The following is a 23,076-nucleotide window of genomic DNA, read 5'->3' on the forward strand; positions in this document are numbered from 1 at the left end:
ATCTTTGTGCCCGAAACTGTGTGTACGGTTACTCATTTATGGAAGAGCTGCTATGAATAAAACTGATGGCTGACGGAGGCCCGACCCTGGCGCATCTGCGCGTGTTCCTCGCCGTGGTGCGGACGGGGAGCTTCAGCGCCGCCGCCGTGGAGCTGGACCTGACCCAATCGGGGGTCAGCCACAGCGTCAAGGGGCTTGAGCAGGTGCTGGGCGTGGCGCTGCTGCACCGGGGGGCCGGGGGGGCGCGGCCCACGCCCGGCGGCCTGCGGGTGGCCGAGCTGGCCCGGCAGATGCTCGAACTCGCCCGGCAACTGCCCGCCGCCGCCCGCGCGGAGGTGCCGCTGAGCGGGCTGGTGCGGATCGCCAGCTTTCCGAGCCTGGCGGGGCAACTGCTGCCGGGGGTGGTGGCCCGGATGCGCGAGCTGCACCCCGGGGTCGAGGTGCAGGTGCAGGACGCGCACCTGGAGCGTGACGCCGTGGACGCGGCGGTTCTCTCGCTCCAGGCGGATATCGGGCTGACCCAGCTTCCCGCGCACCCCCGGTTGCTGCCCACCCCCATCGGCGAGGACCCCTACGACCTGCTGCTCCCCCGGGCGTGGGAGGGGCCCGGCGTCTGGGAGCGCCCCTACATCCACCTCGGCTCGGCGCGGGAAGACTTCGTGCCCCGGGCGCTGGGGCGGGCGGGCGTTCAGCTCCGGCCCACCCTCTCCCTGACCACCGAGGGCGCGATCCTGGCGATGGTCGCGCGCGGGCTGGGCTTCTCGGTCCTGCCGCGCCTCGCGCTCGGCGACCTGCCCCAGGGGGTGAGGCGGGCGCCCCTCCCCTTTCCCCTCGCCCGCACCCTCGGCACGGTGCACCGCCCCGGCACCCTCACCCCCGCGACCCGCGCCGTGCTGGGTCTGCTGTGGGAGGGGACGGGGACCGGGCCAGGCCGACCCGCTACTTGACGGCCCCCTCCAGCCCGCGCATGAAAAAGCGCTGGGCGAAGAGGAAGAGCCCCAGGATCGGCACCATCATGATCACCGCCCCCGCCGCCGTGTTGAAGATGTTGTCGTTGAAGGCCCCCTTGAGCTTGAGCATCTCGACCGCGAGCGGGAACCGCTCCTGCGCCCCGGTGAGCGCGATGGACGGCCAGAAGTAGGCGTTCCAGGTGTTGACCAGCGTGAAGATCGACAAGGCGGCGACGCTCGGCACCGCCAGCGGCAGCATGATCCGCCGGAAGATCAGCCCCTCCCCCGCCCCGTCGATGCGCGCGGCCTCCAGCAGGCTCTGCGGGATCGCCAGGAACGCCTGCCGCATCAGGAAGATGCCGAAGGCCGTGCTCACGGTGGGCAGCACCACGCCCAGGTACGAGCCGAGACCGATCAGCGGGCCCACGACCGGCCACGCCTTGAGCTTCGCCAGCGTCAGCATGTTCACCAGAAAGCTCGTCTCGGTGGGCAGCACCATCGTCGCCAGGATGACCCCGAAGATCAGCGCCTTGCCCCGGAACTCGTGCCGGGCGAGCGGGTAGGCGGCGAGGGCGGAGACGAGCACCGTCAGGACCACGCTCAGGCCGCTGATGATCAGGGAGTTGAGAAAGGCCCGCCCCACCGCCGGGTACGTCTGCACCACGTTGAAGAAGTTCGTCAGCGTGACCTTTTGCGGGAAGAGGCTCGCCGGGAAGTCGTACACCGTGCGCCCCGTCGTCACGGCGTTGCTGTCCGTCACGCTGATCACGAAGGTCCAGATCAAGGGAAAGGCCGCGAAGAGGAAGATGGCGAACAGCACGAGGTAGGTGAGGGCCTGCCGCAGGGGACGGGCGCTGCGTCTGCGCGTGACCGTGCGGGCCACGGGCGGGGCCGCCGGAACGACCCGCGTCACGCCCGCACGCTCCCTTCCCGGAAGAGGCGGAAGTTCAGGACCGACAGCACGAGCGCGATGGCGGCCACGACGAGCCCCGCCGCACTCGCCAGCCCGTAATTGAAGTCCAGCCCGCCGAAGGATTTCTTATAGACGTACAGCAGGGCCGTGTAGGTGGAATTCAGCGGCCCGCCCGTCCCGTTCGTGAAGACGAGGACCTCTTCCAGCACCCGGATCGCCGACAGGGTGCTGAGCAGCGTGCACAGCAGGATGGTGGGCTGCATCAGCGGCACCGTGATCCGCCAGAAGCTCTGCCAGGGCGAGGCGCCGTCGAGGCGCGCGGCCTCCTCCAGTTCACCCGGGATGTTCTGGAGCCCCGCCATGTACAGCACCATGTAGTACCCGAAGCCGCGCCAGAAGGTGACGAGCATGATCGCCCAGAAGGCCGTGCTGGGATCGAGCAGCCAGCTCAGGTTGCTGTCCGGGCTCATCAGGCGCAGGCCCTTGAGCAGCCAGTTGAGCACCCCGTCCTTGTTGTAGATCCAGTCCCACATCACGGCGGCGAGCGAGATGGAGGTGATGACCGGGACGTAGTACGCCGCGCGGAAAAAGGCAATTCCCGGGAGTTGCCGGTTGACCAGCACGGCGACCGCCAGCGAGGCGATCTGGAGGGCCGGGACGACGAGCAGGTACTTGACGCTGTTCAGGACGCTGATGCGGAACAGTTCGTCGCCCGCCAGCGTGCGGAAGTTGCCCAGACCGACCCACTCGGGCGGCGTGCGGGTGGCGAAGTTGACGGCGGTGTATCTCGTGAAGCCCAGGTAGGAGCCGTACAGCACCGGGTAGAGGGTGAACACCACGAGGAGCACGAGGGCGGGCAGCAGGAAGAGGTACGAGACGGGGGCGCCGCGCAGGAACCTGAACATGGGAAGCCTCCTTGAGGCCAAGGGCGAGGGGCCGGGGCAAGGCAGGTCACCTCCCCCCGGCCCCTCCCCGGCCCGCTCACTTCATCAGGGCGTTCCAGGCGGTCGCGGCGTCGTTGAGCGCCTGCTGAGCACTCTTGCGGCCCAGGAAGGCAGCCTCGATGTTGTCGTCGAAGGCCTTGAACATGTCGGTGGGGTTTTTCAGGGGCGGAATCGCGGTCTTGAGGTTCGCCCCGTTCGCGCCGATCATGCCGGTCGCGCGCTCGATGGGGTCCTTGCTCGCCCGGGCCTGGGCGAAGTAGGGGTCGCGGTCGGAGCCCGCGGCGGTGGGCACCACGGGCACGATCTTGGCGAAGGCGACCTGATTGGCGCGGTTGGTCATGAAGCGGGCGAAGAGCAGCGCCTCCTTCGGGTGCGGGGCGGCCTTGGGCACCACGAGCGACATGCCGCCGCCCGCCTGGACCTTCCCCGCCCCGAGCGGCGCCGCCGTCACCTGCGAGGCGGCGTAGATCGCCTTGTTGTTGTCGCGCACGCGGTTGAGCGCCTGCGGCCCGCCGATCACGGTGGCGAGCTTGCCCTGGGTGTACAGCTCCTGGCTGAGCTGGAAAGCCTCTTTGCGCAGCAGGTCCTGCGGGATCACGTCCGCCTTGTACAGGTCGATGTAGGACTGGAGGACCCGCGCGTGCGCCGGGGAGTTGAAGACGGCCTGATTGCCCCGGATCAGCGGCAGCCCCTCGTCCACGAAGACGCCCAGAAAGGTGCCGCCCTGGGGATCCTTGATGGCGGGGGCCCAGCCGTAGGCGCCGGTCCTGGCCTTGACCTGCTTGGCGAAGGCGACCATCTGCGCGGTCGTCTTGGGCAGGGCCGTGACGCCCGCCTTCTTCACGAGGTCGTTGTTGTAGGCCATGACGCCCGTGTTGAAGGAGGCGTACCACGGCAGGCCGTAGACCTTGCCGTTCACCGTGAAGTTGCCCAGCGAGTTGGGGTAGTACAGCGTCTTCAGGCTGGGCCCGACCGCCGCGCCGAGGTCGGTGAGCAGGCCGCTGTCCGCCGCCTTCTGGGTGGACTCGACCCACAGGTTCACCACGTCGGGCGGGCTGCCGAGCGAGACGGCGGTAATGAACTCCTGCTCCAGGGTGCCCTGCTTGTCGATGTAATTGACCTTGATGCCCGGGTTCTGTTTCTCGAAGGCGGCGATCACACCCTTGATGTAGTCGTCGAACTTGGGGCTGAGGTAATACGTCCAGAAGTTGATCTGCACGGGCTGCTGGGCGTGCGCCACACCGAAGGCGGCGGCGCCGAGCGCCAGGGTCAGGGTCCGCAGGGCGTGTCTCATGGGGCCTCCTGGGAAAGAGGGCAGGAGGGGCCGACCCCGGTCCTCGCTGCGCTTCCCCGGAGGGGGTCCGGGCGCCCGTCGCCGCACCTGCACTTGTGATTTTGAGAACACTTCGATGGTAGGCCGGGGTCCGGGGCTTGTCAACGGGAAGGGGAATTGACGCCGCGCCGCGCCCCTGGGAAGCTGGCCGGGCACAGCAAGGAGGAGGGATGAACTTGCCCCAGCGATCCCCGGTTCCCGCCGCCCCGCCATGACGGGGGCCGCCCGCACCCTGATCGTCGATGTCCCCGGCCCGGACCTGACCCCGGCGCAGGGCCGCTTCCTGCGGGAGTACGGTTTCGGCGGCGTGTGCCTCTTCGCGCGCAACATCCGCACGCCGGAGCAGACCGCGCGGCTGATCCGCGACCTGCGGGACGCGCTGGGTGGGGGGGCCTGGATCGCCACCGACCAGGAGGGCGGGGCGGTGCTGCGGCGGCTGGACGTGCCTCTGCCGCCCGCACCCCTCGCGCTCGGCGTGATCGGGAGCGAGGACGCCGCGTGGGAGGCGGGGGCGGTCGCGGCGCGGGGACTGATCGAACTCGGGATCAACTGGGACTTCGCGCCCAGCCTGGACGTGAACGTGAACCCCGCCAACCCGGTCATCGGCGAGCGGGCCTTCGGGGCCAACCCTGATCTCGTCGCGCGGCTGGGGACCGCCTGGGCGCTGGGGCTGGAGGCGCAGGGGGTGATGGCCGCCGTGAAACACTTCCCCGGCCACGGCGACACGCACCAGGACAGCCACCTCACCCTGCCGGTGGTGGACAAGCCCCTCGCGGCTCTGGAGGCGACCGAGTGGCTGCCCTTCCGCACGGCGGTCACGGCGGGCGTGGGAAGCGTGATGACCGCCCACATCGTCTACCCGGCGCTCGATCCGCACCGGCCCGCGACCCTCTCCCCCGCCCTGCTCACCGGGCTGCTGCGGGAACGCTGGGGCTACGGCGGGGTGGTGGTCACGGACGCGACCGACATGCGGGCCATCGCGGACCGCTCCCCCCACGGCGCGGCGGCCCCCCTCGCGCTCGCCGCCGGGGCCGACGCGGTGCTCAGTTGCGGACATGGGGAACTGCGAATTCACGCCGAGCACGCCCGGGCGCTCGAAGCCGCGCTGAGGGAAGGTTCGCTGGACGAGGCGCGTGTGGAGGAGGCAGGCTCCCGGCTGGAACGCGCGGCGCGGCGCTTTCCGGGGACGCCCCGGCCTTACACGGCAGATGAACGGGAGGCAGACGAGGCCAGCGTCGCCCGCTGGGCACGGGAGGCGCTGACCTTCCTCGGGGACGTGCCGCGCCTCTCCCCGGACGGGCCCGTGCTGCTCTACGCCCCGCGCACCGCCCCCGTCGGCGGGCCCTACGGGGACGCCCCGAGCGGCGAGGCGCTGGCGGACGCGCTGCGGACCCACTTTCCCCGCTTGCGGGTGGCCCTGCACGGGGCCGGGGCGCGAGAGCCCGACCCGTCCCTCCTCCGAACGTTTCCCGACGCGCCCGTCATCCTCGCCACCCTGGACCGCTGGGCCCCGCCCGCGTGGCAAGCCCAACTCGCCCCGACCTTACACGGACGAACCGCCGTGCATCTGGCCCTGTGGACGGTCCACCGCTTCGGGGACGCCGCGCTTCCCACGCTCGCCGCGCACGGATTCCGGGAGGTCAACCTGAGGGCGGCGGCCCGGGCGCTGGCGCGGGACTGAGGGGCGGCTCCCGTGCTAGGGTCGGCGCGGCATGGCGAGACGGCGGCGGCGACAACGGTTCGCGTTCGGGTGGTTCAGTGTCTTCCTGCGGGTGACGCTGCTCGTTTTGGTCGTGTTGTGGGGACTGATGCTCTGGCAGTGGCTGGGCCGTTAACGCGGGGTCAGGGCCCGCCGCGAGGGGGCCGGACGCCCGGCCGTCCGCTCCCAGGCGCGCTCCCCGGGGCCGCGATAGTCCTGCCCCGTCCACCAGAACCACCCGAGGTGGACGAGAAAGCCCAGCGCGATCAGGACCCCACCCCCGAACAGACCCGCGACGACGACGAGCAAGCTCTGCAACATGGTCCACTGTCCCCCACCTCCCGCCCCGGTGTGTGAGAAACCCCTCATGAGCAACCTTCGCTCACCCCCCGCCCGCCTCCACCTGACCGGCCGGCGACGGCCTGAGGAGGGGCGGACGCTCCCGCGCGCCGGGGCTGGCTATGCTGCGGGGGTGACGCTGCATAGGGCCGCCCGCACGCCGCCGCGCAGGCTGGCCGCCTCCGGGCTCGGGCTTTTTCTGCTGCTTGGGCTGGTCTATCCCGTCCTGGGCCCGGCGCTGCCGACCCTGAGCGGGCAGTTCGGGCTGAGTGCGACGGGCGCCTCGCTGCTGCTCAGCCTTAACTCGGCGGGGGCCTTTGCGGGCGTGCTGCTGGCGGGGGCCCTCTCGCGGCGCTGGTCGCCTCCCCGGCGCGCGACGCTGGCGCTGGGCCTCCTGGCCGCCGGGGGCCTGGGGCTGGCCTTCGCCCCCGGCTTCGGGGTCGCGCTCGCCTTTGCGGGGCTGCTCGGGCTGGGCTTCGGGGTCCTCGACCTCACCACCAACGTCTGGATGTCCACGGGGTACGGCGAGCGCAGCGCCTCCATGCTCAACCTCCTCAGCGCGAGCTTCGGGGTCGGCGCCGTGCTCGCGCCCCTGGCGGTGGGGCTCGCGGGCGGCGACTTCCGCCTCCCCCTGCTCGGCTGCGCAGCTCTGGCCGCCGCGCTGCTTCCCCTGGTGCTGAGCCTGCGCCGGGTCAGCGGGCCGGACACCCCCGCCGCCCCCCCTTCAGCCCGGGCGACCGGGCGGGCCCGCCTGCTGCTGCCGGGCTTCGTGCTGCTGTTTCTGACCTACGTCGGGGTGGAGGGCGGCATCGGGGCGTGGGCGGTCACCCACCTGCAAGACGCGCTGGGGCTGAGCACGGCGGGGGCGGCGCCTCTCACGTCGCTCTTCTGGGTGAGCTTCACGGCCGGGCGGCTGGTCTCGGCGGCGCTGGCCCTGCGCCTCCCGCCCGCGCGGCTGGTGACCCTCTCGCTGGGGCTGGCCGCCGCGAGCCTCGCCCTGGCGGCGGTGCCGGAGGCGGCCGGGGTGGCCTACGCGCTGACGGGCCTGTTCCTCGCGCCCGTGTTCACGACCGGGCTGGTGTGGCTGACCCGCACCCTGCCCACGGCGGGGGCCACGACCTCCGTCTTCGCCAGCGCGTTCCTCGGCCCGGTGGTCTTCTCGCCGGTCGTCGGCGCCTTCAAGGACGCCTTCGGCTGGCAGGCGATCCCCCTGACGCTGCTCGGCATCACCCTGCTGTGCCTCGGCGTCGCCCTCGGGCTGCGGCGCGCGCTGCGTTCGTGAGCGCCCTCAGCCGTCAGGGAAAAGAGGGGAGCCGCCTGCCGCCCCGGGCGGCTCGCCCTTTTGACCGGAGCGGAGGGCTGACCGCCTGCCACCCACCGGGGCTCCGGGCGGCGTCAGTGCCCCTTCTTCGGCAGGAAGTGCGTGACCGCCACGATCACGGCGCCCAGGAGCACGCCGATCAGCGCGGAGCCCAGCGTCTCCACGAGCCACTCGGCGAAGCCCGACAGGGCGCCCGGCACCGCGTGGCCCACGGCCAGGGCGTCCTCGTGCAGGGCGTGGGCGAGGCCGCCGAAGCCGAATTCCTCCAGGCCGACGAGGATGATGTGCCCGCCGACCCACAGCATGGCGGCGGTGCCGACGACGGAGAGCACCGACAAGACGGCGGGCATCGCGCGCACCAGCCCGCGCCCGAGCGGGCGGGCGGGTCCGTCGCCGTTCGCCAGCCGCAGGCCGAGGTCGTCCATCTTCACGATCAATCCGACCACCCCGTACACCAGCGCGGTGATCAGGAGCGCGACGACCACGAGGATCACGGCGCGCAGGGCGAAGGGCTGATCGGCGACCTCCGCCAGCGAGATCGCCATGATCTCCGCCGAGAGGATGAAATCGGTGCGGATCGCTCCTGAGACCATCTGCTCCTCGTGCGCCTGGCTCGACTGCCTGGCCGCGTCCTCGTGGGTCGTCTCGGGGTGGCCCACGACCGCCTCGTAGAGCTTCTCGGCGCCCTCGAAACACAGGTAGGCCGCGCCCACCATCAGGATCGGGGTGATCGCCCACGGCAGGAACTGGCTGAGCAGCAGCGCCACCGGGAGGATGAACACCACCTTGTTGCGCAGCGAGCCCCGCGCGATGCGCCAGATGATCGGCAGCTCGCGCTCGGGCGAGAAGCCCGTGACATACCGCGGCGTGACGGCGGTGTCGTCCACGACCACACCGACGGCCTTGGCGCCCGCCTTGCCCGCCGCCGCGCCGATGTCGTCGATGGAGGCGGCGGCGAGCCGGGCGATGGCCGCCACATCGTCGAGCAGGGCGACGAGGCCGCCGCTCATCGGGCGTTCCCGGTGAGGGGGCGGGGAGGGAGAGAGCAGCGGAGACCAACGCAGGGGTACCAGGGGGCCATCAGGGTTCCAGCCTAGCAAGCCCGGCCGGGGTCCTTCCCCTGGGCGTGCCTTATGCTGGAACCCGTGAGCTTTGGCCGCCTGCTGCTGTGGGGCATGGGGACCGCCTTGCTGCTCCAGGGCCTGGCCTTCGCGCTGGATTTCGGGTGGGGCGCCGCGCTGGGCCTGGGGCTGGCCGGGCTGGCCCTCGGCCACCTGCTCGCCCCCGGCCTGCGCGCGACCGAGGGGCGGCGGACGGGCGCTTTCCTCTTCAACCTCGCGGCGGTGCTGGGCGACCTCGCGCTCGACAGCCCCCACACCGGCGCGCTGTGCATCGTCACCTCCGCCGTCGTCGTGATGCTCCTGTGGGAGGAAGAAGGCCCCCACCTGCGGCGGCGCGTGCGGGAAGAGTGGCGCAAGCGGGCCCCGCGCCTCGCGCGCCCGGTGATCTCGCTGCCCTCCTGAGCCGGGTGGGCTGGGGAAAACGGGGCGCAGGCCACCGGGCAGTTCTTTGACTTTTCCCAGGCCCGAGAGTACGCTCGTCGCACCTGAGTTGAACGTTCAGATTCCCAGTGTTCGGGAATAGGGAGCGTGCCGGAGCGTCATTCCCGCAAGTCATTCCTTCCGCGCCGGGAATGTTCTCTCGTGTCGGAGCCGCGCCCGCGTGACGCTCTGCCCTGGCCCCGGGAACGACACCCTCACCGGGACCTGGCGCTCCACGGGCCCCGCCCTCTTCACGCCGTCTGCCACCACCCTTCTCGCCCCTCTGGAGGCCCCATGCGTAAACTGACCCTGCTCTCCGCCCTCGCCCTCGGCTCGGCCGCCGCCGCGCAGGGGCAGAACCTCTCGGGCACGGTGACCGTCTGGTCGTGGGACGTGGCCGCCAAGGCGCTGCAAAGCACGGTGCCGGGCTTCAACAAGAAATACCCCAACGTGAAGGTCAACGTGGTGGACCTCGGCAACCAGAACGTGTACGACCGGGGGCTGGCGGGCTGCGCGGCGGGCGGGGCCGACCTCCCCGACGTGTACTCCATCGAGAACAACGAGGCCGAGGTCTTCTGGGCGCGCTTTCCCGACTGCTTCACCGACCTGAACACGCTGGGCGCGGACCGGCTGGTGCAAAATTTCCCGGCCTTCAAGTGGACGGAGCTCACCGCGAACGGCAGAAGATACGCGATGCCCTGGGACTCGGGCCCGGTCGTGATGTTCTACCGCCGGGACCTCTACCAGCAGGCGGGAGTCAACCCGGCCACGATCAACACCTGGGACGACTTTATCGCGGCGGGGCGGAAGATGAACGCCAAGTTCGGGAACGGCGTCAAGATGGCGACGATCTCCAACGGGCAGGACGACGAGTGGTTCCGGATGCTCGCCAACCAGAACGGCTGTTTCTACTTCGACAACGAGGCCAGGCAGGTCACGGTCGCCCGGCCGGGCTGCGTCGCGGCGCTCAACACCATCAAGCGGCTCTACGACGCGAATGTGGTGGCGACGGGCGACTGGGGCGGGCAGATCACGAACATCAAGGCCGGGAAGACGGCGGGCGCGATGTTCGGCGCGTGGTACGAGGGCACCGTCCGCACGAACGCCCCCGACCAGCGCGGCAAGTGGGGCGTGTTCCCGATGCCCGCCAGCCGCGTGGGCGGCGTGCGCGCGGCCAATCTCGGCGGCAGCGCCCTCGCCATTCCGAGCGCCAGCCGCAACAAGGCCGCCGCCTACGCCTTCCTCCAGCACGCGCTGGGCACCACCGACGGGCAGGTCACCATGCTCAAGTCGCAGGGGCTGGTGCCGAGCCTGCTCGCCGCGACCCGCGACCCCTACGCCGCGCAGCCGCAGGCCTACTGGGGCAACCAGCGCATCTGGCAGACGGTCCTGAACACCCTCGGCGACGTGCCCCAGGCGCGCGGCACCCAGTACTTCCAGGACGCCCGGCAGGTCATGATCGTCGTGCAGTCGGACTTCGTGAAGGGCCGCTACAAGACGGCCCAGGAGGCTTTGAACGACGCCGCCCGCAAGATCAGCAGCGCGACGGGCCTGCCGGTGGCACGCTAGGGCGCTCGGCACCGCGGGGCGCCGTGCCGAGTGGGGCGAAGCCTCCCCCCTGCCCCGAAGGAGACGCTGCTCGCGGGGTGACAATGTTCCGGCTGACGCCCCCATGAAGACAGACGACCCGGGGCGGGGGGAGAGGGGCCCGCGCGGTTCCCGCCACCCCGCCCCGCCGCCCTGAGGTGGACCCATGACCACTGTTCCCGCGCCCCGCCGTTCCCGGCGCCGCGTTCCCAGCGCGCCGTATCTGTTCATCCTGCCGTACCTGCTGATTTTCGCGACCTTCTGGGCGTGGCCCATCGTCAGCTCGTTCCTGATGAGCTTCCGCGACTCGCGGCTGGGAGCGACCGCCCCCTTCGGCTTCGCCAACTGGTCACGGCTCGTCGGGGACGAGTTCTTTCTCACGGCGCTCAGGAACACGCTGCTCATCTTGGTGCTCCAGGTGCCCATCATGCTGACGCTGGCGACGGCGCTGGCGGTGGCCCTGAACAGCCGCCTCCTGAAACTCCGGGGCCTCTTTCGCTTCGCCTTCTTCGCGCCGCTGGTGGTGGGGACGGTGGCGTACTCGGCGGTGTTCCGGCTGCTGTTCAACAGCGACTTCGGGATGGTGAACCGGGGGCTGACGGGGCTGGGGCTCGGCCCGGTGGACTGGCTCAACCAGCCCGGGCCCGCGATGGCGGTGATCATCCTGGCGATGACGTGGCGCTGGACGGGCTACAACGCGATCATCCTGCTGGCGGGCCTCCAGGGCATCAGCGAGGAGGTGTACGAGGCGGCGGCCATCGACGGGGCGACCCCCTGGCAGCAGTTCTGGAAGATCACCCTGCCGCTGCTGCGCCCGACCCTGCTCTTCTGCGTCGTGCTGAGCATCATCGGGACGCTGCAACTGTTCACCGAGCCCGCCCTGATCACCAACAGCGGCCCCGGCAACGCGACGATGACGCTGGGGACGTACCTCTACCAGCAGGGCTTCCGCTCCTTCAACTTCGGCTACGCGAGCGCCATCGCGTACACGGTGGCGGCGCTCGCGGCGATCTTCAGCGCGATCCAGCTCCGGCTCTTCGGGAGGGAGTCGTGACGGTCCGGCGGGCAGACTCCGCCGCGCCCGCGCAGGTGACGGCGGCGCAGCCGGGGGGGATGAGGGCCCAGAGGCGGGCCGCCGCCTTCTGGTTGCACCTCGCCTTGATCCCGCTCGCGCTGCTCTTCCTCGCGCCGCTGTGGCTGATGCTGGTGTTCAGCACGCACCCGGAGACGGCGATCTTCTCGCCCAACCCCCCGCTGTGGTTCGGCGGCGCCTTCGTGGAGAACTTCCGGGGACTCCAGGCTGACACCAACTTCCTGCGGACGCTGGCGAACAGCGTGGTCATCGCCACCCTGTACACCCTGCTCAGCATGCTGCTCACCAGCATGGGCGGGTACGCCTTCTCGAAGTACGCCTTCCCGGGGCGCAACCTCCTCTTCGGGCTGATCCTGGCGACGCTGACGATCCCCACCTTCGTGACGATCATCCCGCAGTTCATCCTCGTGGCGCGCGACCTGGGGCTGAGCAACACGTACTGGGCGGTCGTGCTGCCCACGCTGGCGAACACCATCGGCATCTTCTACATGCGGCAGGCGTTCCAGACGGTGCCGAACGATCTGCTGAACGCCGCGCGCATCGACGGGGCGAACGAGTGGCGCATCTTCTGGCAGATCGCGCTGCCCATCGTGCGGCCCGCCCTCGCCGCGCTCGCCATCCTGCTCTTCCTGGCGAGCTGGAACGACTACCTGTGGCCCCTGATCGTCCTGACGCAGAAAGACAGCTACACCATGCCCGTCGCGCTGGGCACCCTCGTCGGCCTGACGCGCGTGTCGTGGGGCGGGATCATGGTGGGCACGGCCATCGCCACCATCCCCTTCCTGATCCTGTTCCTGGCGCTGCAACGCCTCTTCGTGGCGGGCATCGCGGGGGGCGCGGTCAAGGACTGAGGAGCGGACCTCCGGACCAGAAAGAAAAAAGCGACCGCTCGGGCCGCTGATGGTCAAAAGTAGAGCGTGGTATGCGGCGAACGTCAAGGTATGCGCACGGATTTTCAATTTCCGACTCTCTCGCCCGCTGGTTTGGAGGCATGACCCCCACACCGGAGGCCTCATGATGCGGCTCGTCGCCGACGTGCGCGGGGCGTGTGCGCTCCTGCCGGGAACGAGGGAAACCTTCCCCTTCGACTCGCGCAACCTGACCTTCAAGGTGGGCGGCGAGGACCCGGACGGGGGCCCCCCGGTGTGGCGGATGTACGCGATGGTGGACATCACGGAAGACCCACTGCGCGTGCTCGTCAAGTGCGAGCCCGAGCGGTCGGGCCTTCTGCGAGAGGCGTACCCGCAGATCGTCCCCGCCCTGTACTTCGGGGGGCACTGGGTCTTCCTGCCGCTCGACGGGACGCTGCCGGACAGCCTGACCCGCGAGTTGCTGGAACACTCCTACGACCTCGTGGTGGGGAGGAATTTGCCACGGCGGGTGCGGGAGCGGCTGCCCACCCGGTGAGGGGCGGGCGCCCCATCCCGTAAAGAGTGTCAGCCCTCCCGTCGCCTCAGCGTCAGGACCGTGAAGGGGCCGAAGCGGAGGTCCCCGGGATCGGCGGCGGGCTCTTCCAGGAAGTTCACCCGCTCCCAGTCGCCCCTGCCCAGGGCCGGGTGCAGTTCGACCTCCGCCGTGCCGCGCGTGCCGTGGGCGTCGTACAGCCGCACGACGAGGGCGTCCCCCTCCTCCGCCTCCTTGAGGGCCGCGAGACGCAGGCCGCCCGGCTGGACGGTCACGAGGTGGGCCTGGAGGTCGAGCGCCGCGCCGGGTTCGGGCCGCTCGCTGTGGACGGCGACGAGGGGCGCGTTCAGGTCGGCGGCCTCGTCCGTCGTGCCGCCCCGCCAGTCGCCGGGGTGGGGGTAGAGGGCGTAGGTGAAGGTCTGCTCGCCCTCGTCCGCGCGCGGGTCGGGGTAGACGGGCGAGCGCAGCAGGGTCAGGCTCAGCATCCCCGGCCCGGCCCCGTGCCCGTACTTGCCGTCGTTGAGCAGGCTGACCCCGAAGTCCCCCTCGCTGAGGTCGGCCCAGCGGTGGGCGGGCACCTCGAACTGCGCCGCCTCCCACGACGTGTTGCGGTGGGTGGGGCGGGTCACGGCCCCGAAGGCGGTCTCGAAGGTCGCGTGCAGCGCGCGGACGTTCAGGGGAAAGCGGGCGCGCAGCATCGTCCGGCGTCCCGTCCAGCGCAGCCGCGTCTCGACTTCCAGCCGGGGCCGCCCGGCGTCGAGGTGGTAGAACTGCTCGATCTCCGCGTTCCCGACCCGGCGCAGCACCCGCACACTCTGGCGCGTCCCGCTCGACACGCGGGTGGGCCGCCCTTGCGCCGTGACCTCCTGCCCGCCCGTCAGGTCGTGGGCGTCCACATCCCAGCCGTCCCACAACCGAGGCAGGTCCTCGTGCGCCCAGAGCTGGTTGCCGCGCCCGCCCAGCGCCTCGCGGCCCAGCGTCTTGTCGTACACGGAGGCGAGCGTGCCGTCCTCCGCCACCTCGACCCGCAGCCGGTCATTCTCCAGCACGAGGTCGTCCGGGTTCACCGGGGGAGGGGGAGTGGGTTGGACCTCCCGGATGAGGAGCGTCGTATATCCCAAACCGGGGACGAGTGTGTCCGGCGCGTGAAGGTGCAGCGTCCCCCCCTCGCGGTGGGTGGCGACCTCTGTCCCGTCGGAAGTCGTGAAGCGGACGGGTCGGTCCTGGGGCCACTCGATCCGGGCGCGAAGGGGACGGTCCACTCCCGCCAGGTTCCACACGACGACCGCCTCGCCGTCCCGCTGAACCTGCGCGGAGAGGGCACTCAACGCGGCGTCACGGATTCCCCGCGCCGTTTCCAGGACCGAGGCCAGCTCCTCGCGCGCCTGCGCGTTCACCGTGTGGATGCCCGAGCCCGGCAGGATGTCGTGGAACTGGTTGCGCAGGAGGGTGGTCCACGCCCCGTACAGCTCCTCGCGTGGAGCTTCCATCCCCGCCAGACGCCGGGCGAGGGCCGCCGCCGCGTCGGCCTCCACGAGGGTGTGCTCGGCGCGGCGGTTGAGGAACTTGACCCGGCCCTGGGTGGTGTAGGTGCCCCGGTGCAGCTCCAGGTACTGCTCGCCGACCCAGACGGGCAGGCCGTCTTGCCTCACCTCCGCGTAGAAGTCCTCGACCCGCCCGGTCACGAGGCGCGGCAGGCCAGGGAAGTCGCACAGCCGCGCCTTGCGTTCGAGCATCTCTGCCGTCGGGCCGCCGCCGCCGTCCCCGTACCCGTAGGCGAAGAGGGAGGTGTCGTGCGCCCGCTTCCCCTTGAAATTGCGCCACGTTTCAAACAGGTCGAGGGCGACGACCTGGCCGTTGTACCCCTCGTTGGGGTTGCGGAAGCTGTGCGCGAGGACCCGCGAGCCGTCGAGCGCCTCCCAGCGGTAGAGGTCGTACGGGAAGGCGTTCGTCTCGTTCCAGGTCAGCTTGGTGGTGAAGAAATACGGGAGGTCCGCCTGCCGCAGAAATTGCGGGAGGTTCGCCGCGTAGCCGAAGGTGTCGGGCAGCCACGCCACCCGCGCCCGCTTGCCGAAGCGGCTCTCGAAGTACCGCTGCCCGTACAGGAGCTGGCGCGCCCACGCCTCCCCCGAGGTCAGGTTGCCGTCGGGCTCGACCCACATGCCGCCCACCACGTCCCAGCGGCCCTCGCGCACCCGCTCCCGGACACGCTCGAAGAGGGCCGGGTCATCCTCCTCCACCCAGGCGTAGAGCTGGGCGCTCGACTGGTTGAAGTGGAAGTGCGGGGAGCGCTCCATCAGGTTCAGGACGGTGGCGAAGGTCCGCCGCGCCTTGCGCCGGGTCTCCCCGGTCGGCCACAGCCACGCGAGGTCGAGGTGCGCGTGCCCGGTCAGCCACAGGCGGCCCTCGGCGGGGTAGCGTTCCCGGATGATGCCCAGGGACGCCGAGAGGGCCGCGCGGGCGGCGGCGAGCCAGGGGCGGCCCGCGTCCGGGAAGGCCCCCTCGGGCGGCGGGAAGGTGTACTCCTCCCACAAGGAGGCGAGAGACTGCCCGGCAGAGGGCATCAGACCCAGCTCCGCGAGCGTCCCGGCGGAGGTGGGCGTCTGGGCGAGCTGTTCCAGCCGCTCGGCGAGGGGACCGTGCGCGAGGCGGGAGAGGTAGGCCTCCGTGTCGCCCCGGTCCATCCGCACGAGCGCGAGGGCGCCCCGCAACGCGTCGGCGACGAGGGCGGCGATGTCTCCCCGCCCGGCGCGCACGAGTTGCCCGGCGGCGTCCTGCGCGGCCCCGAAGTCCTCCAGCAGCCCGCGCACGTCCCCGTCGGGCACGATCAGGCGGGCCGTGCGTAAGGCGTTGGCCTGGACGGGCGTGCCGAACAGGCCGCGCGGCACGACGTCCAGCTCGATGTTCAATTCCTCGCCCCCCTCGGCCCGCGTCAGCACGGGATGTTCGAGGTGGTAGGGGTTGAGCCCGCCGACCGCCTCGCCGTTCACCCGCAGGAGTCCCTCGCCGCCGGGCTGGAGGCGGATGTGGACGGGCTGGCCGCGCCACTCCCGGGGAACGCGGACGGTGAAGCGGAGGGTGACGGGCAGGGCGCGGGCGGGCCAGGGGTCACCCTCGCTGATCGGAAACGTCTGCCCCTCCGCCTGGAAGGTGCCGCCGCACAGGGGCAGGGCGTGGCGGTCGCGCCAGGCGCCGAGTTCGGTGAGCCGGGGGGTGAGGTGCTGGAGTACCTGTTGGACGGGATCGCTGGGGTTCATGGGTCCTCGCCTTCTCGGGCCTGCGGGGGAAAGTGCCGCCCTTTCCCCGATGTTTTCACACCGGCGGGGACGTGGCCCCCGCGCCTATGCTGTGCCATGACCCTACAACCCCGCCCGATGATCTACGGCGCGAACGGCTTCACGGGCAGGCTGATCGCCCGGGAGGCGGTCCGCCGGGGGCTCACGCCGATCCTCGCCGGACGTTCCCGCGAGGCCGTCGAGCCCCTGGCCCGGGAACTGGGCCTGGAGGCCCGCGTCTTCGGCCTGGACACCCCCGCCGAGGTCGCCCGGAAGCTGGAGGGCGTCTCGCTCGTCCTGCACGGCGCGGGTCCCTTCTCCCGAACGCACCCGCCCATGCTCCGGGGCTGCCTGGAGACGGGCACCCATTACCTCGACATCACCGGGGAGCACGCCGTGCTGGAGGGGCTGCACTGGCGCGGCCCCGAGGCGCGGCGGGCGGGCATCGTGGCGGTCTCCGGCGTCGGCTTCGACGTGGTGCCCACCGACGGGGTGGCGGCACACCTCGCCCACGCGCTGCCCACGGCCACCCGTCTGCGCCTCGCCTTTCGTGGCGGCACCGTCAGCCGGGGCACGGCGATCACGATGGCTGAGGGCGCCGGGGAGGGCGGGCTGAGCCGTCAGGGCGGCCTCCTCGTCCGCGAGCCCGTCGCCGCCCGGACATGGCGGGTGGAGCATGACGGCGTGACCTTCATGGCGGTGAGCATCCCCTGGGGCGACGTGGCGAGCGCCTATTACTCCACGGGCATCCCCACGGTGGAGACGTACCTCGCCGTGCCCCCCGCCGCCGCGTTCGTGATGCGGGGAAGCGGACTCGCGGCGCCCCTGCTGCGGCGACCCGCCGTGCGGCGCCTCCTCCGGGAGCGGGCGGGCCGCGCGAAGGGACCGAGCGAGACCGAGATGAGGGAGGGCCGGACCGTCGTCTGGGGGGAGGTCACCGACCCGGCGGGGCGCACGCGCGCGGCGAAACTCCTCGGGCCGGAGGCCTACCGCTTCACGGTGGAGGCGGCCCTCGCGTCGATGGTGCGCGTGCTGGCGGGGGGCGTGCCCGCCGGGGCCTGGACACCCTCGCAGGCGTTCGGCCGGGACTTCGTGACGACCCTGCCGGGTGTGGCTTTGCTCGGTGGGTTCGAAACGGACGGCGGAGCACCCACTCCCCGCTGATCCCCGTGTGCGCTGGATTCGTGGGAATCAACCGAGCGGCCTTGCGAAGTTGCGCAACAGAGCGACCAACAAAAGGTACCGGCTGGCGGCGATGGAAGGCCTTACGGGGCTTGCCCGGACGTTCTGGAACCAAAGCAAGTCGGTCTGATCGCGGTACTCCGCTCCGCCCTGGGGAGGAAAGCACCCCCCTCAACGCCACGCAGGGCCGGACGGACACCCGCAACTCGTCCGGCCACCGCTGTGAGGCGGTCGTCACACCACGCATCTACACGAGGTGGCGAGGGCGCACGCCGACACGAATGCCCGACCAGAGCAGGAGATTCCGTTCAGCCCTCTCCTGTTCGGGGGAAGGCCGGCCCGCATGGTCCAGACCTGCACCCGCGTCCGGAGAGAGCAGCGGGGCCCGCCAAGCCTCACTCCGTCCCTCTCCTGCGGATTCGCGGAGCTGCCCCGCAGAGCTCCGCGGGCTTGCTCCGCAGCTCCGCGGACCGTACGGAGTTCGTGTCAGGGGTTCTCGATCAGGAGCACCCAGTCCTTGCCGCGCCCACCCGAGGGGGCGTTGAAGGTCCGCTCGCCCGAGTTGGCGAAGGTGCCGATCCCGCTCCTGCGCCCGGTGCGGGGGTCGAACCACGACGCGCGCACCCGTTCACCCCGCACGCGGCCCAGCGTCACCGTGACCGTGCCGCCGTCCGGGAGGTACAGCCACGCGTAGTCCTGGCCCCGCAGCGCCACGACGGGCCGCGTTCCCGTGAAGCTGCTCCTCACCAGCGTCTCGTCCGGACTCCTGCCCTGGACCGGGCGTGATTCGAGCAATGTCTTGAGGTGACGGAGCTGCGCGGCACCTGGCGCCGAGAGGGCCTTTTGCCACGCCTTGTCCCCGTCGTACACGTCGAAGCCCCAAATCAGCCGGTGGCCGTACCCGTGCCCCGCCGCCCCCGCGAACATGCTCCAGTACGCCACATTGCGTACGTCCACCCCATCGGAAAGGCCGTTTTTGCGGTCGTGGCAGATCGCGTGGTCCTCGTACACCGGCTCGGCGTTGATCACCGGCTTGATCGGCGTGCGTTTGTAAGTACCAAGCACCTTCTGCGCCTCCTGCTGGTCGCGGCAGTGCCCGGTCTGCCACAGGTTGAAGTCCAGCCAGGGCTCGTCGTGGAAGTACTCGGCGGAGGTCTTGCCCCCGTGGGGGTGGTAGGTGAGCAGGGCCCGGTCACGCCCGCCCACGCCCTGCTCGATGCCCTGGGCCATCGCCTGCCAGATTGCGCGCTGTGCCTCCGTCTCGGGCACCCGGTCGCCGCCCAGGACCCAGATGACCGGCTTGTCCCTGTAGCGCTGCCCCAGGAAGCGGCCATAGCTGCGCGCCGAGGCCGGGGTGAAGATAGGCTCGTTGTTCACCCAGCGCCCCCAGCTCGGCAGCAGGGCGACCGTCAGGCCCAGCGAGGCGGCCTGATTCACCACGTAGTCCACATGGTCCCAGTAGTCGTACTCTGCGGCGACGGCGGGGTTGTTGCCCGGGGTCGTGGCGGGCCGGGCGGGGTCTTTCCCGACCAGGGGCAGGTCGCCCTGGGCGTTGGGAACGGTCAGACCGTCCATCTCGGCGAGCGCCACGGCCTGGATGACGGTGAAGCCCTGCTCCCTGCGCCTCTGAAGATACTGGCGCGCGTCGTCGCGGTTGAGGCGGTGGAACGCCTCCCACCCGGTGTCCGCCCAGTACAGGAAGGGCCGCCCGTCCGCGTGTTGCAGCCGCCGCCCGTCGGCGGAGACGGTCAGGCGGCTTCCGGTCGCTGTCGGCTGAGCGGTCCGGGCGGTGTTCTGTGGGGCGCGGGCCTGGGCCGGGACCAGGGTGAGGTGGTCGATGATGGCGTTGCGGTCCTCGCCCACCTTGGTTCCGAGCGCGTCGTTGGTGTACTCGATCTCCAGGGTCTGTCCGGGAGCGAGGGAGGTCGTGCCCAGGACATAGGAGGCGTAGGTCTTCGAGTTCACGGTGGCGGTCCCGAGTCGGGCGCCACCCCGTTTCAACGCGACGACCGGCCAGCCCTGGTACTCGTCGGCGCGGGCCGTCAGCCGCAGGGCGTAGACCCCGGCGGGCAGATGGGCGGGCACCACGAACCGGGCGCGGTGGCTCGCCGACCACAACCCCAGTGCCGTCCCGTGAGAGGCGCCGGACTCGTTTACAACGCTTCCACCCGGTGCGGGCTCCAGGGAGACGGAAGCGGGCGCAGGCTGCACTTGGACCACCCCCAGCGTCTGCCGCAGTGCCTGGTACCAGAGGTCGGCGAGCTTGTTGTAGCCACTCACGGTGGGATGCACCCCGTCGGCCAGGTCGGCGAGGGTCAGCGCGGCCCCCACATTCACGAAGGTGATTTTCTTCCCCTGATCAGCCCGACTCTTGGCTATCCCGGGGATGGCCGCGTTGTACTGCCCCACCCGGCGATTCTCATCGGGATTTTGCAGCGGCGGGAGGGAAGAGACGAGAATCCATGTGTTCGGGCGCCGGGCGCTGATCTGGTCGAGCAGACGGCCCAGCCGGGCGGGCGCCCCCGGCAGGTCTCGGTTCTGGATGATGTCGTTCGTGCCGATCATCAGCAAGATGACGTCGGGCTGAGCGTGGCCGAGCCAGTCGTTCACCTTGGCCGCGAGTTCGTCGATGCGCCAGCCGCTGTGGCCCTCGTGGTCACGGTCGGCCAGGGTGCCGGGACCGTTGCTCATGGACCCGACGAAATTCAACCCGGGCACCTGCGGCGACAGCCGGCGGTACAGCTCGGTGCGGTAGCCGCCCGGCACGTTATACCCGTCGGTGATCGAGTCCCCCAGCGGCATGATTTTCAACGCACGGGCAGGTGTGGCGGTCGCCGGTGCCGTCTGGGCCATGACGTCCCCGGGTGCGGCACACCCGGACGACAGCAGGCCCAGGGTGAGGACGGCGGCGGTCAAGAGGTTCAGGCTCGGGAAGGTCGGCATGAGAATTCTCCTTGACCGGGGAGGGACGCGGGAGCACCGCCCTCTCCCTCCCCGGGTAGACTGTGTTCCGGTCGCCGAGAAGGCGTGAACCGCGCGGAGTGGGCCTGCTGCATGAGGTACAGAAGATTCTTGATCTCCTGCTGACGGAGGTGCCGGAACAGGGCCGCCTCCCTCTCCCCTGCCAGGAGTCCGGGAGGCGGGTGGGGGCGAGAGGGGAGGCGGCTGGGTGGCGGTCATCTGTACCTCGGGGAAATGCCGTGATCACCGAAACTCCACGACAGGGTGGGCCGTCGGTGGGGGTGGAGCCGCGTAGGGGCAGCGCCGGGAGCTTCGGTTATCGTCAGGGGCGTCTCTCAGACCTCTCGGACGGGACGCCGCACCTGCGGCCTGTCCATTATGCGGGAACCGGGGGGCTGGGGCAAGCCGGGACCGGGGGGACGGGGGATCACCCAGGGCGGGCGGGAGCGGCGGCCCCTGCGCCCCGTTCCTTGCCTCTCGATGAACCCCGCCCTCCCCGTCCGCCGGGGCACACCCGGTATCGTGCCCGCGTCGTTTCGCCCTCTTCCCTTCCCGTTCCCGCCTGGAGGTCCACCCATGCCCTGCCGCTCTCCCCTGCCCCTGCTGGCGCTGCCCGCCCTGGCCCTGGGGGCCTACGCCCTCAAGGGCCCCGCCGACCCCCTGCGCCCGTCCACCCCCGAGGACGGCGTGGGGCCGCTGACCCGCCGCCGCTACTGGGTGGAGATCGAGGGGGCCACCCACACGCCCGAGGAAGTGGCCGACCACTGGCGCAACCACCTGCCCGAGCACGCCCCGAAGTGGCTGGCGTGGTTCAGGGGCCTCGACCACCCCGTGCCGCCCGTGAGGAAGGGCGACCGCTTGCAGATTCAGATGCTGCTGATCCGGCGTGGCCGGGTCGTCATCGAGCATGTGGACCCGCTCGGCTTCCGGGTCCGGACCCTGCGGCTGCACCCCGACGCGGGCACCTCCGACTTCCGGGTGTATCCGGGCGAGGAGCGCGGGCGGATGGTCCTCCAGATCGAGTCGCTGCTGCGGGTGAACTCGCAGTTCGACCGCCTCGCGTACATCTTCGGCGTCCACGCGGCCCAGCGCCGCAACTGGGAGCTGACCCTGACGAGCGTGGCGCGGTACGCGGGCGGGCAGATTCAGAACCGGGGCCACGAGTCGCTGGAGATGCACACCCTGGAACACACCTACCACCTCCCCGAGATGCCCGAGGTGCCGGTCGGGGCGAGCCTGGAGACCGCCGACCACGCCTGAGGCGGGGGTGGGCCGACAGATCAACACGTCGGGAGCAGCTTCGGCGGCCTCGCGGTGGAGGATGGCCTGTTGGCGGATGCCCAGGCGGTTGTCGTCAGACGGGTGATCGCGTCTCGGATCAAGCAAGAGATGAGACGACGGAGACCAGCCCTGCCGTAGGCGACCTGCTTGATCCCGACAATCACGCCGTCACCCTGCGCACCCTGGAACGTGCGACGGCAATCTTGGGCAAGCGGCTGCGGCCCCGCCCCGTTTGAATCCGTAGTTGACCCTTGTCTGCTCCCTCGCACCAACAGCCCCCATCTGCATTAATTTGATGCCATGAGCGACCCCTCGGTGTTCCACAAAGCCTTGCGTGCCGCTTCCGAGGATGGGCAGGCGGAAAAGGTGCGGCGCGCGCTGCTGCGGCACGAACTCGACGCGGCGTGGCCGATCCTGAAAGGGCACCTGCCCGACGGGCGGGAGAACCCCACGACGCTGAAAAACACCCTGAGCGGAATCAAGAAACTCGTGACCTACGCGCAGGAGCAGGGAGAATCGCTGCTCACGCCGTCGCCGGGCTTCGCGGCGGGGTACCTGGCGGCCATCGCGGGGCACGCCCCGGCCACCCAGCGGGTGCTGCTGTCGCGGGCGCGGGCCCTCTATCACGCCCTGCGCGAACTCGGGGTGGTGGGGCCCGACTTCGACCCCTTCGGGGAGGTGAAGGGCCCGGACCTGCGCTTCCGGCCCGGCGAGGACAAGAGCCTCTACGACGAGGACGAGGTGGCCCGCCTCGTGGCCCACGCCGACGACGAGGAGCGAGCCCTCGTGCTGCTGGGGGCCGACGTGGGGCTGACGACGGGCGAGACCGCGCGCCTGACCTGGGAGGACATCGAGCTGAGCGGCGACGTGCTGCGGGTCCACGGGCGCGAAATCCTGGCGAGCGAGCGGCTCACGGACGCGCTGCGGACCTGGGCCAACCGCAGCGGGGGTGTGCTGTTCGCGCGGGGCTCGGTCTTCTCGCTCACCGACCACGCCGTCCGGGGGCGGCTCTTCCGGCTATGCAGGCGGGCGAACGTGACGTACAAGGCCTGGCGCTCCCTGCGCCACCGCTACGCCGTGCGGCTGTGGCAGGAGACGGGCGACCCCCAACTCGTCGCCGCCCAGCTCGGCTTCGGCACCCTGGAGGCTGTGCAGCCCTACATGCGGCTGGAGCGGGTGCGCCGCGAGCGGGCGGAGGAGCAGGAACACCAGGACCCCTGAGCCGCCCGGTCGCGCCCGCCGGGACTCGGGCG

At 71.0% G+C, this 23,076-nt stretch carries 19 protein-coding genes; 12 read left to right on the top strand and 7 right to left on the bottom strand.

Annotation, left to right across the window (positions count from 1 at the left end; all coding sequences use genetic code 11):
* The first annotated feature begins 65 nt into the window (after positions 1-65).
* Positions 66-947 carry a LysR family transcriptional regulator gene (locus IC605_RS16535; protein ID WP_216326667.1) on the top strand — a complete coding sequence of 294 codons (882 nt, stop codon included), beginning with the start codon at positions 66-68 and terminating at the stop codon, positions 945-947.
* Here IC605_RS16535 and IC605_RS16540 read toward each other — a convergent pair.
* The 3 genes from IC605_RS16540 to IC605_RS16550 form a co-directional block, all read right to left on the bottom strand.
* Positions 940-1,863 carry a carbohydrate ABC transporter permease gene (locus IC605_RS16540; RefSeq protein ID WP_216326670.1) on the bottom strand — a complete coding sequence of 308 codons (924 nt, stop codon included), beginning with the start codon at positions 1,861-1,863 and terminating at the stop codon, positions 940-942. The genes IC605_RS16535 and IC605_RS16540 overlap by 8 nt on opposite strands.
* Positions 1,860-2,768: a carbohydrate ABC transporter permease gene (locus IC605_RS16545; protein WP_216326674.1), complete on the bottom strand. Its 909-nt coding sequence runs from the start codon at positions 2,766-2,768 to the stop codon at positions 1,860-1,862. The genes IC605_RS16540 and IC605_RS16545 overlap by 4 nt, the downstream gene beginning before the upstream one ends.
* A gap of 76 nt (positions 2,769-2,844) precedes the next feature.
* Complete coding sequence (locus tag IC605_RS16550) at positions 2,845-4,101, bottom strand: ABC transporter substrate-binding protein (RefSeq protein ID WP_216326677.1); 1,257 nt, start codon at positions 4,099-4,101, stop codon at positions 2,845-2,847.
* Positions 4,102-4,351: 250 nt separating this feature from the next.
* Here IC605_RS16550 and IC605_RS16555 point away from each other — a divergent pair, with 250 nt between their 5' ends.
* Both IC605_RS16555 and IC605_RS25190 read left to right on the top strand, forming a co-directional pair.
* Positions 4,352-5,821, top strand: a complete 1,470-nt coding sequence (locus IC605_RS16555) for a glycoside hydrolase family 3 N-terminal domain-containing protein (RefSeq protein ID WP_216326680.1) — start codon at positions 4,352-4,354, stop codon at positions 5,819-5,821.
* Positions 5,822-5,852: 31 nt separating this feature from the next.
* The gene (locus IC605_RS25190; protein ID WP_281416354.1) at positions 5,853-5,975 is read left to right on the top strand and encodes a hypothetical protein; all 123 of its coding nucleotides are present in this window, start codon (positions 5,853-5,855) and stop codon (positions 5,973-5,975) included.
* On the opposite strand, the gene IC605_RS16560 is transcribed toward IC605_RS25190, so the two are convergent.
* Positions 5,972-6,160 carry a hypothetical protein gene (locus IC605_RS16560; RefSeq protein ID WP_216326682.1) on the bottom strand — a complete coding sequence of 63 codons (189 nt, stop codon included), beginning with the start codon at positions 6,158-6,160 and terminating at the stop codon, positions 5,972-5,974. The two genes, IC605_RS25190 and IC605_RS16560, sit on opposite strands and share 4 nt — an antisense overlap.
* Positions 6,161-6,311: 151 nt before the next feature.
* Here IC605_RS16560 and IC605_RS16565 point away from each other — a divergent pair, with 151 nt between their 5' ends.
* Positions 6,312-7,460 (top strand): MFS transporter, encoded by a 1,149-nt coding sequence (locus tag IC605_RS16565; RefSeq protein ID WP_343216642.1) that lies wholly within the window; start codon positions 6,312-6,314, stop codon positions 7,458-7,460.
* Positions 7,461-7,573: 113 nt separating this feature from the next.
* On the opposite strand, the gene IC605_RS16570 is transcribed toward IC605_RS16565, so the two are convergent.
* The gene (locus IC605_RS16570) at positions 7,574-8,509 is read right to left on the bottom strand and encodes a DUF808 domain-containing protein (RefSeq protein WP_216326686.1); all 936 of its coding nucleotides are present in this window, start codon (positions 8,507-8,509) and stop codon (positions 7,574-7,576) included.
* 135 nt (positions 8,510-8,644) lie between these two features.
* Between IC605_RS16570 and IC605_RS16575 the strand changes: the two genes are divergently transcribed.
* From IC605_RS16575 to IC605_RS16595, 5 genes are all read left to right on the top strand, one after another.
* Complete coding sequence (locus IC605_RS16575; RefSeq protein ID WP_216326687.1) at positions 8,645-9,022, top strand: hypothetical protein; 378 nt, start codon at positions 8,645-8,647, stop codon at positions 9,020-9,022.
* 312 nt (positions 9,023-9,334) lie between these two features.
* Positions 9,335-10,609 carry an extracellular solute-binding protein gene (locus IC605_RS16580; protein WP_246580947.1) on the top strand — a complete coding sequence of 425 codons (1,275 nt, stop codon included), beginning with the start codon at positions 9,335-9,337 and terminating at the stop codon, positions 10,607-10,609.
* Between the two features lie 184 nt (positions 10,610-10,793).
* Positions 10,794-11,681, top strand: a complete 888-nt coding sequence (locus IC605_RS16585) for a carbohydrate ABC transporter permease (protein WP_216326690.1) — start codon at positions 10,794-10,796, stop codon at positions 11,679-11,681.
* A complete protein-coding gene (locus IC605_RS16590) occupies positions 11,678-12,571 on the top strand; it encodes a carbohydrate ABC transporter permease (RefSeq protein ID WP_343216643.1) in 894 nt (297 codons plus the stop codon). The genes IC605_RS16585 and IC605_RS16590 overlap by 4 nt, the downstream gene beginning before the upstream one ends.
* Before the next feature lie 163 nt (positions 12,572-12,734).
* On the top strand, positions 12,735-13,127 hold the full coding sequence (locus IC605_RS16595; RefSeq protein ID WP_343216644.1) for an MmcQ/YjbR family DNA-binding protein: 393 nt from the start codon (positions 12,735-12,737) through the stop codon (positions 13,125-13,127).
* Positions 13,128-13,156: 29 nt separating this feature from the next.
* Here IC605_RS16595 and IC605_RS16600 read toward each other — a convergent pair whose 3' ends face one another.
* Positions 13,157-16,381, bottom strand: coding sequence for an alpha-mannosidase (locus IC605_RS16600; protein WP_216326693.1), 3,225 nt, complete (start codon positions 16,379-16,381; stop codon positions 13,157-13,159).
* 96 nt (positions 16,382-16,477) lie between these two features.
* Between IC605_RS16600 and IC605_RS16605 the strand changes: the two genes are divergently transcribed.
* Complete coding sequence (locus tag IC605_RS16605; protein ID WP_216326694.1) at positions 16,478-17,563, top strand: saccharopine dehydrogenase family protein; 1,086 nt, start codon at positions 16,478-16,480, stop codon at positions 17,561-17,563.
* Between the two features lie 504 nt (positions 17,564-18,067).
* Here IC605_RS16605 and IC605_RS16610 read toward each other — a convergent pair.
* Positions 18,068-20,524, bottom strand: a complete 2,457-nt coding sequence (locus IC605_RS16610; RefSeq protein ID WP_216326696.1) for an apiosidase-like domain-containing protein — start codon at positions 20,522-20,524, stop codon at positions 18,068-18,070.
* Between the two features lie 594 nt (positions 20,525-21,118).
* Between IC605_RS16610 and IC605_RS16615 the strand changes: the two genes are divergently transcribed.
* A complete protein-coding gene (locus tag IC605_RS16615; protein WP_216326699.1) occupies positions 21,119-21,802 on the top strand; it encodes a DUF1990 family protein in 684 nt (227 codons plus the stop codon).
* Positions 21,803-22,123: 321 nt separating this feature from the next.
* On the top strand, positions 22,124-23,044 hold the full coding sequence (locus IC605_RS16620) for a tyrosine-type recombinase/integrase (protein ID WP_216326702.1): 921 nt from the start codon (positions 22,124-22,126) through the stop codon (positions 23,042-23,044).
* Positions 23,045-23,076: the final 32 nt, after the last annotated feature.

The sequence above is a fragment of the Deinococcus aestuarii genome (assembly GCF_018863415.1).
GTDB lineage: Bacteria > Deinococcota > Deinococci > Deinococcales > Deinococcaceae > Deinococcus > Deinococcus aestuarii.

Bases quoted from the DNA above. Each gene is read 5' to 3' on its own strand.
- IC605_RS16535 (WP_216326667.1), top strand. From the start codon at position 66: ATGGCTGACGGAGGCCCGACCCTGGCGCATCTGCGCGTGTTCCTCGCC.
- IC605_RS16545 (WP_216326674.1), bottom strand. From the start codon at position 2,768: ATGTTCAGGTTCCTGCGCGGCGCCCCCGTCTCGTACCTCTTCCTGCTG.
- IC605_RS16550 (WP_216326677.1), bottom strand. From the start codon at position 4,101: ATGAGACACGCCCTGCGGACCCTGACCCTGGCGCTCGGCGCCGCCGCC.
- IC605_RS16555 (WP_216326680.1), top strand. From the start codon at position 4,352: ATGACGGGGGCCGCCCGCACCCTGATCGTCGATGTCCCCGGCCCGGAC.
- IC605_RS25190 (WP_281416354.1), top strand. From the start codon at position 5,853: ATGGCGAGACGGCGGCGGCGACAACGGTTCGCGTTCGGGTGGTTCAGT.
- IC605_RS16560 (WP_216326682.1), bottom strand. From the start codon at position 6,160: ATGTTGCAGAGCTTGCTCGTCGTCGTCGCGGGTCTGTTCGGGGGTGGG.
- IC605_RS16570 (WP_216326686.1), bottom strand. From the start codon at position 8,509: ATGAGCGGCGGCCTCGTCGCCCTGCTCGACGATGTGGCGGCCATCGCC.
- IC605_RS16580 (WP_246580947.1), top strand. From the start codon at position 9,335: ATGCGTAAACTGACCCTGCTCTCCGCCCTCGCCCTCGGCTCGGCCGCC.
- IC605_RS16585 (WP_216326690.1), top strand. From the start codon at position 10,794: ATGACCACTGTTCCCGCGCCCCGCCGTTCCCGGCGCCGCGTTCCCAGC.
- IC605_RS16595 (WP_343216644.1), top strand. From the start codon at position 12,735: ATGATGCGGCTCGTCGCCGACGTGCGCGGGGCGTGTGCGCTCCTGCCG.
- IC605_RS16600 (WP_216326693.1), bottom strand. From the start codon at position 16,381: ATGAACCCCAGCGATCCCGTCCAACAGGTACTCCAGCACCTCACCCCC.
- IC605_RS16605 (WP_216326694.1), top strand. From the start codon at position 16,478: ATGACCCTACAACCCCGCCCGATGATCTACGGCGCGAACGGCTTCACG.
- IC605_RS16610 (WP_216326696.1), bottom strand. From the start codon at position 20,524: ATGCCGACCTTCCCGAGCCTGAACCTCTTGACCGCCGCCGTCCTCACC.
- IC605_RS16615 (WP_216326699.1), top strand. From the start codon at position 21,119: ATGCCCTGCCGCTCTCCCCTGCCCCTGCTGGCGCTGCCCGCCCTGGCC.
- IC605_RS16620 (WP_216326702.1), top strand. From the start codon at position 22,124: ATGAGCGACCCCTCGGTGTTCCACAAAGCCTTGCGTGCCGCTTCCGAG.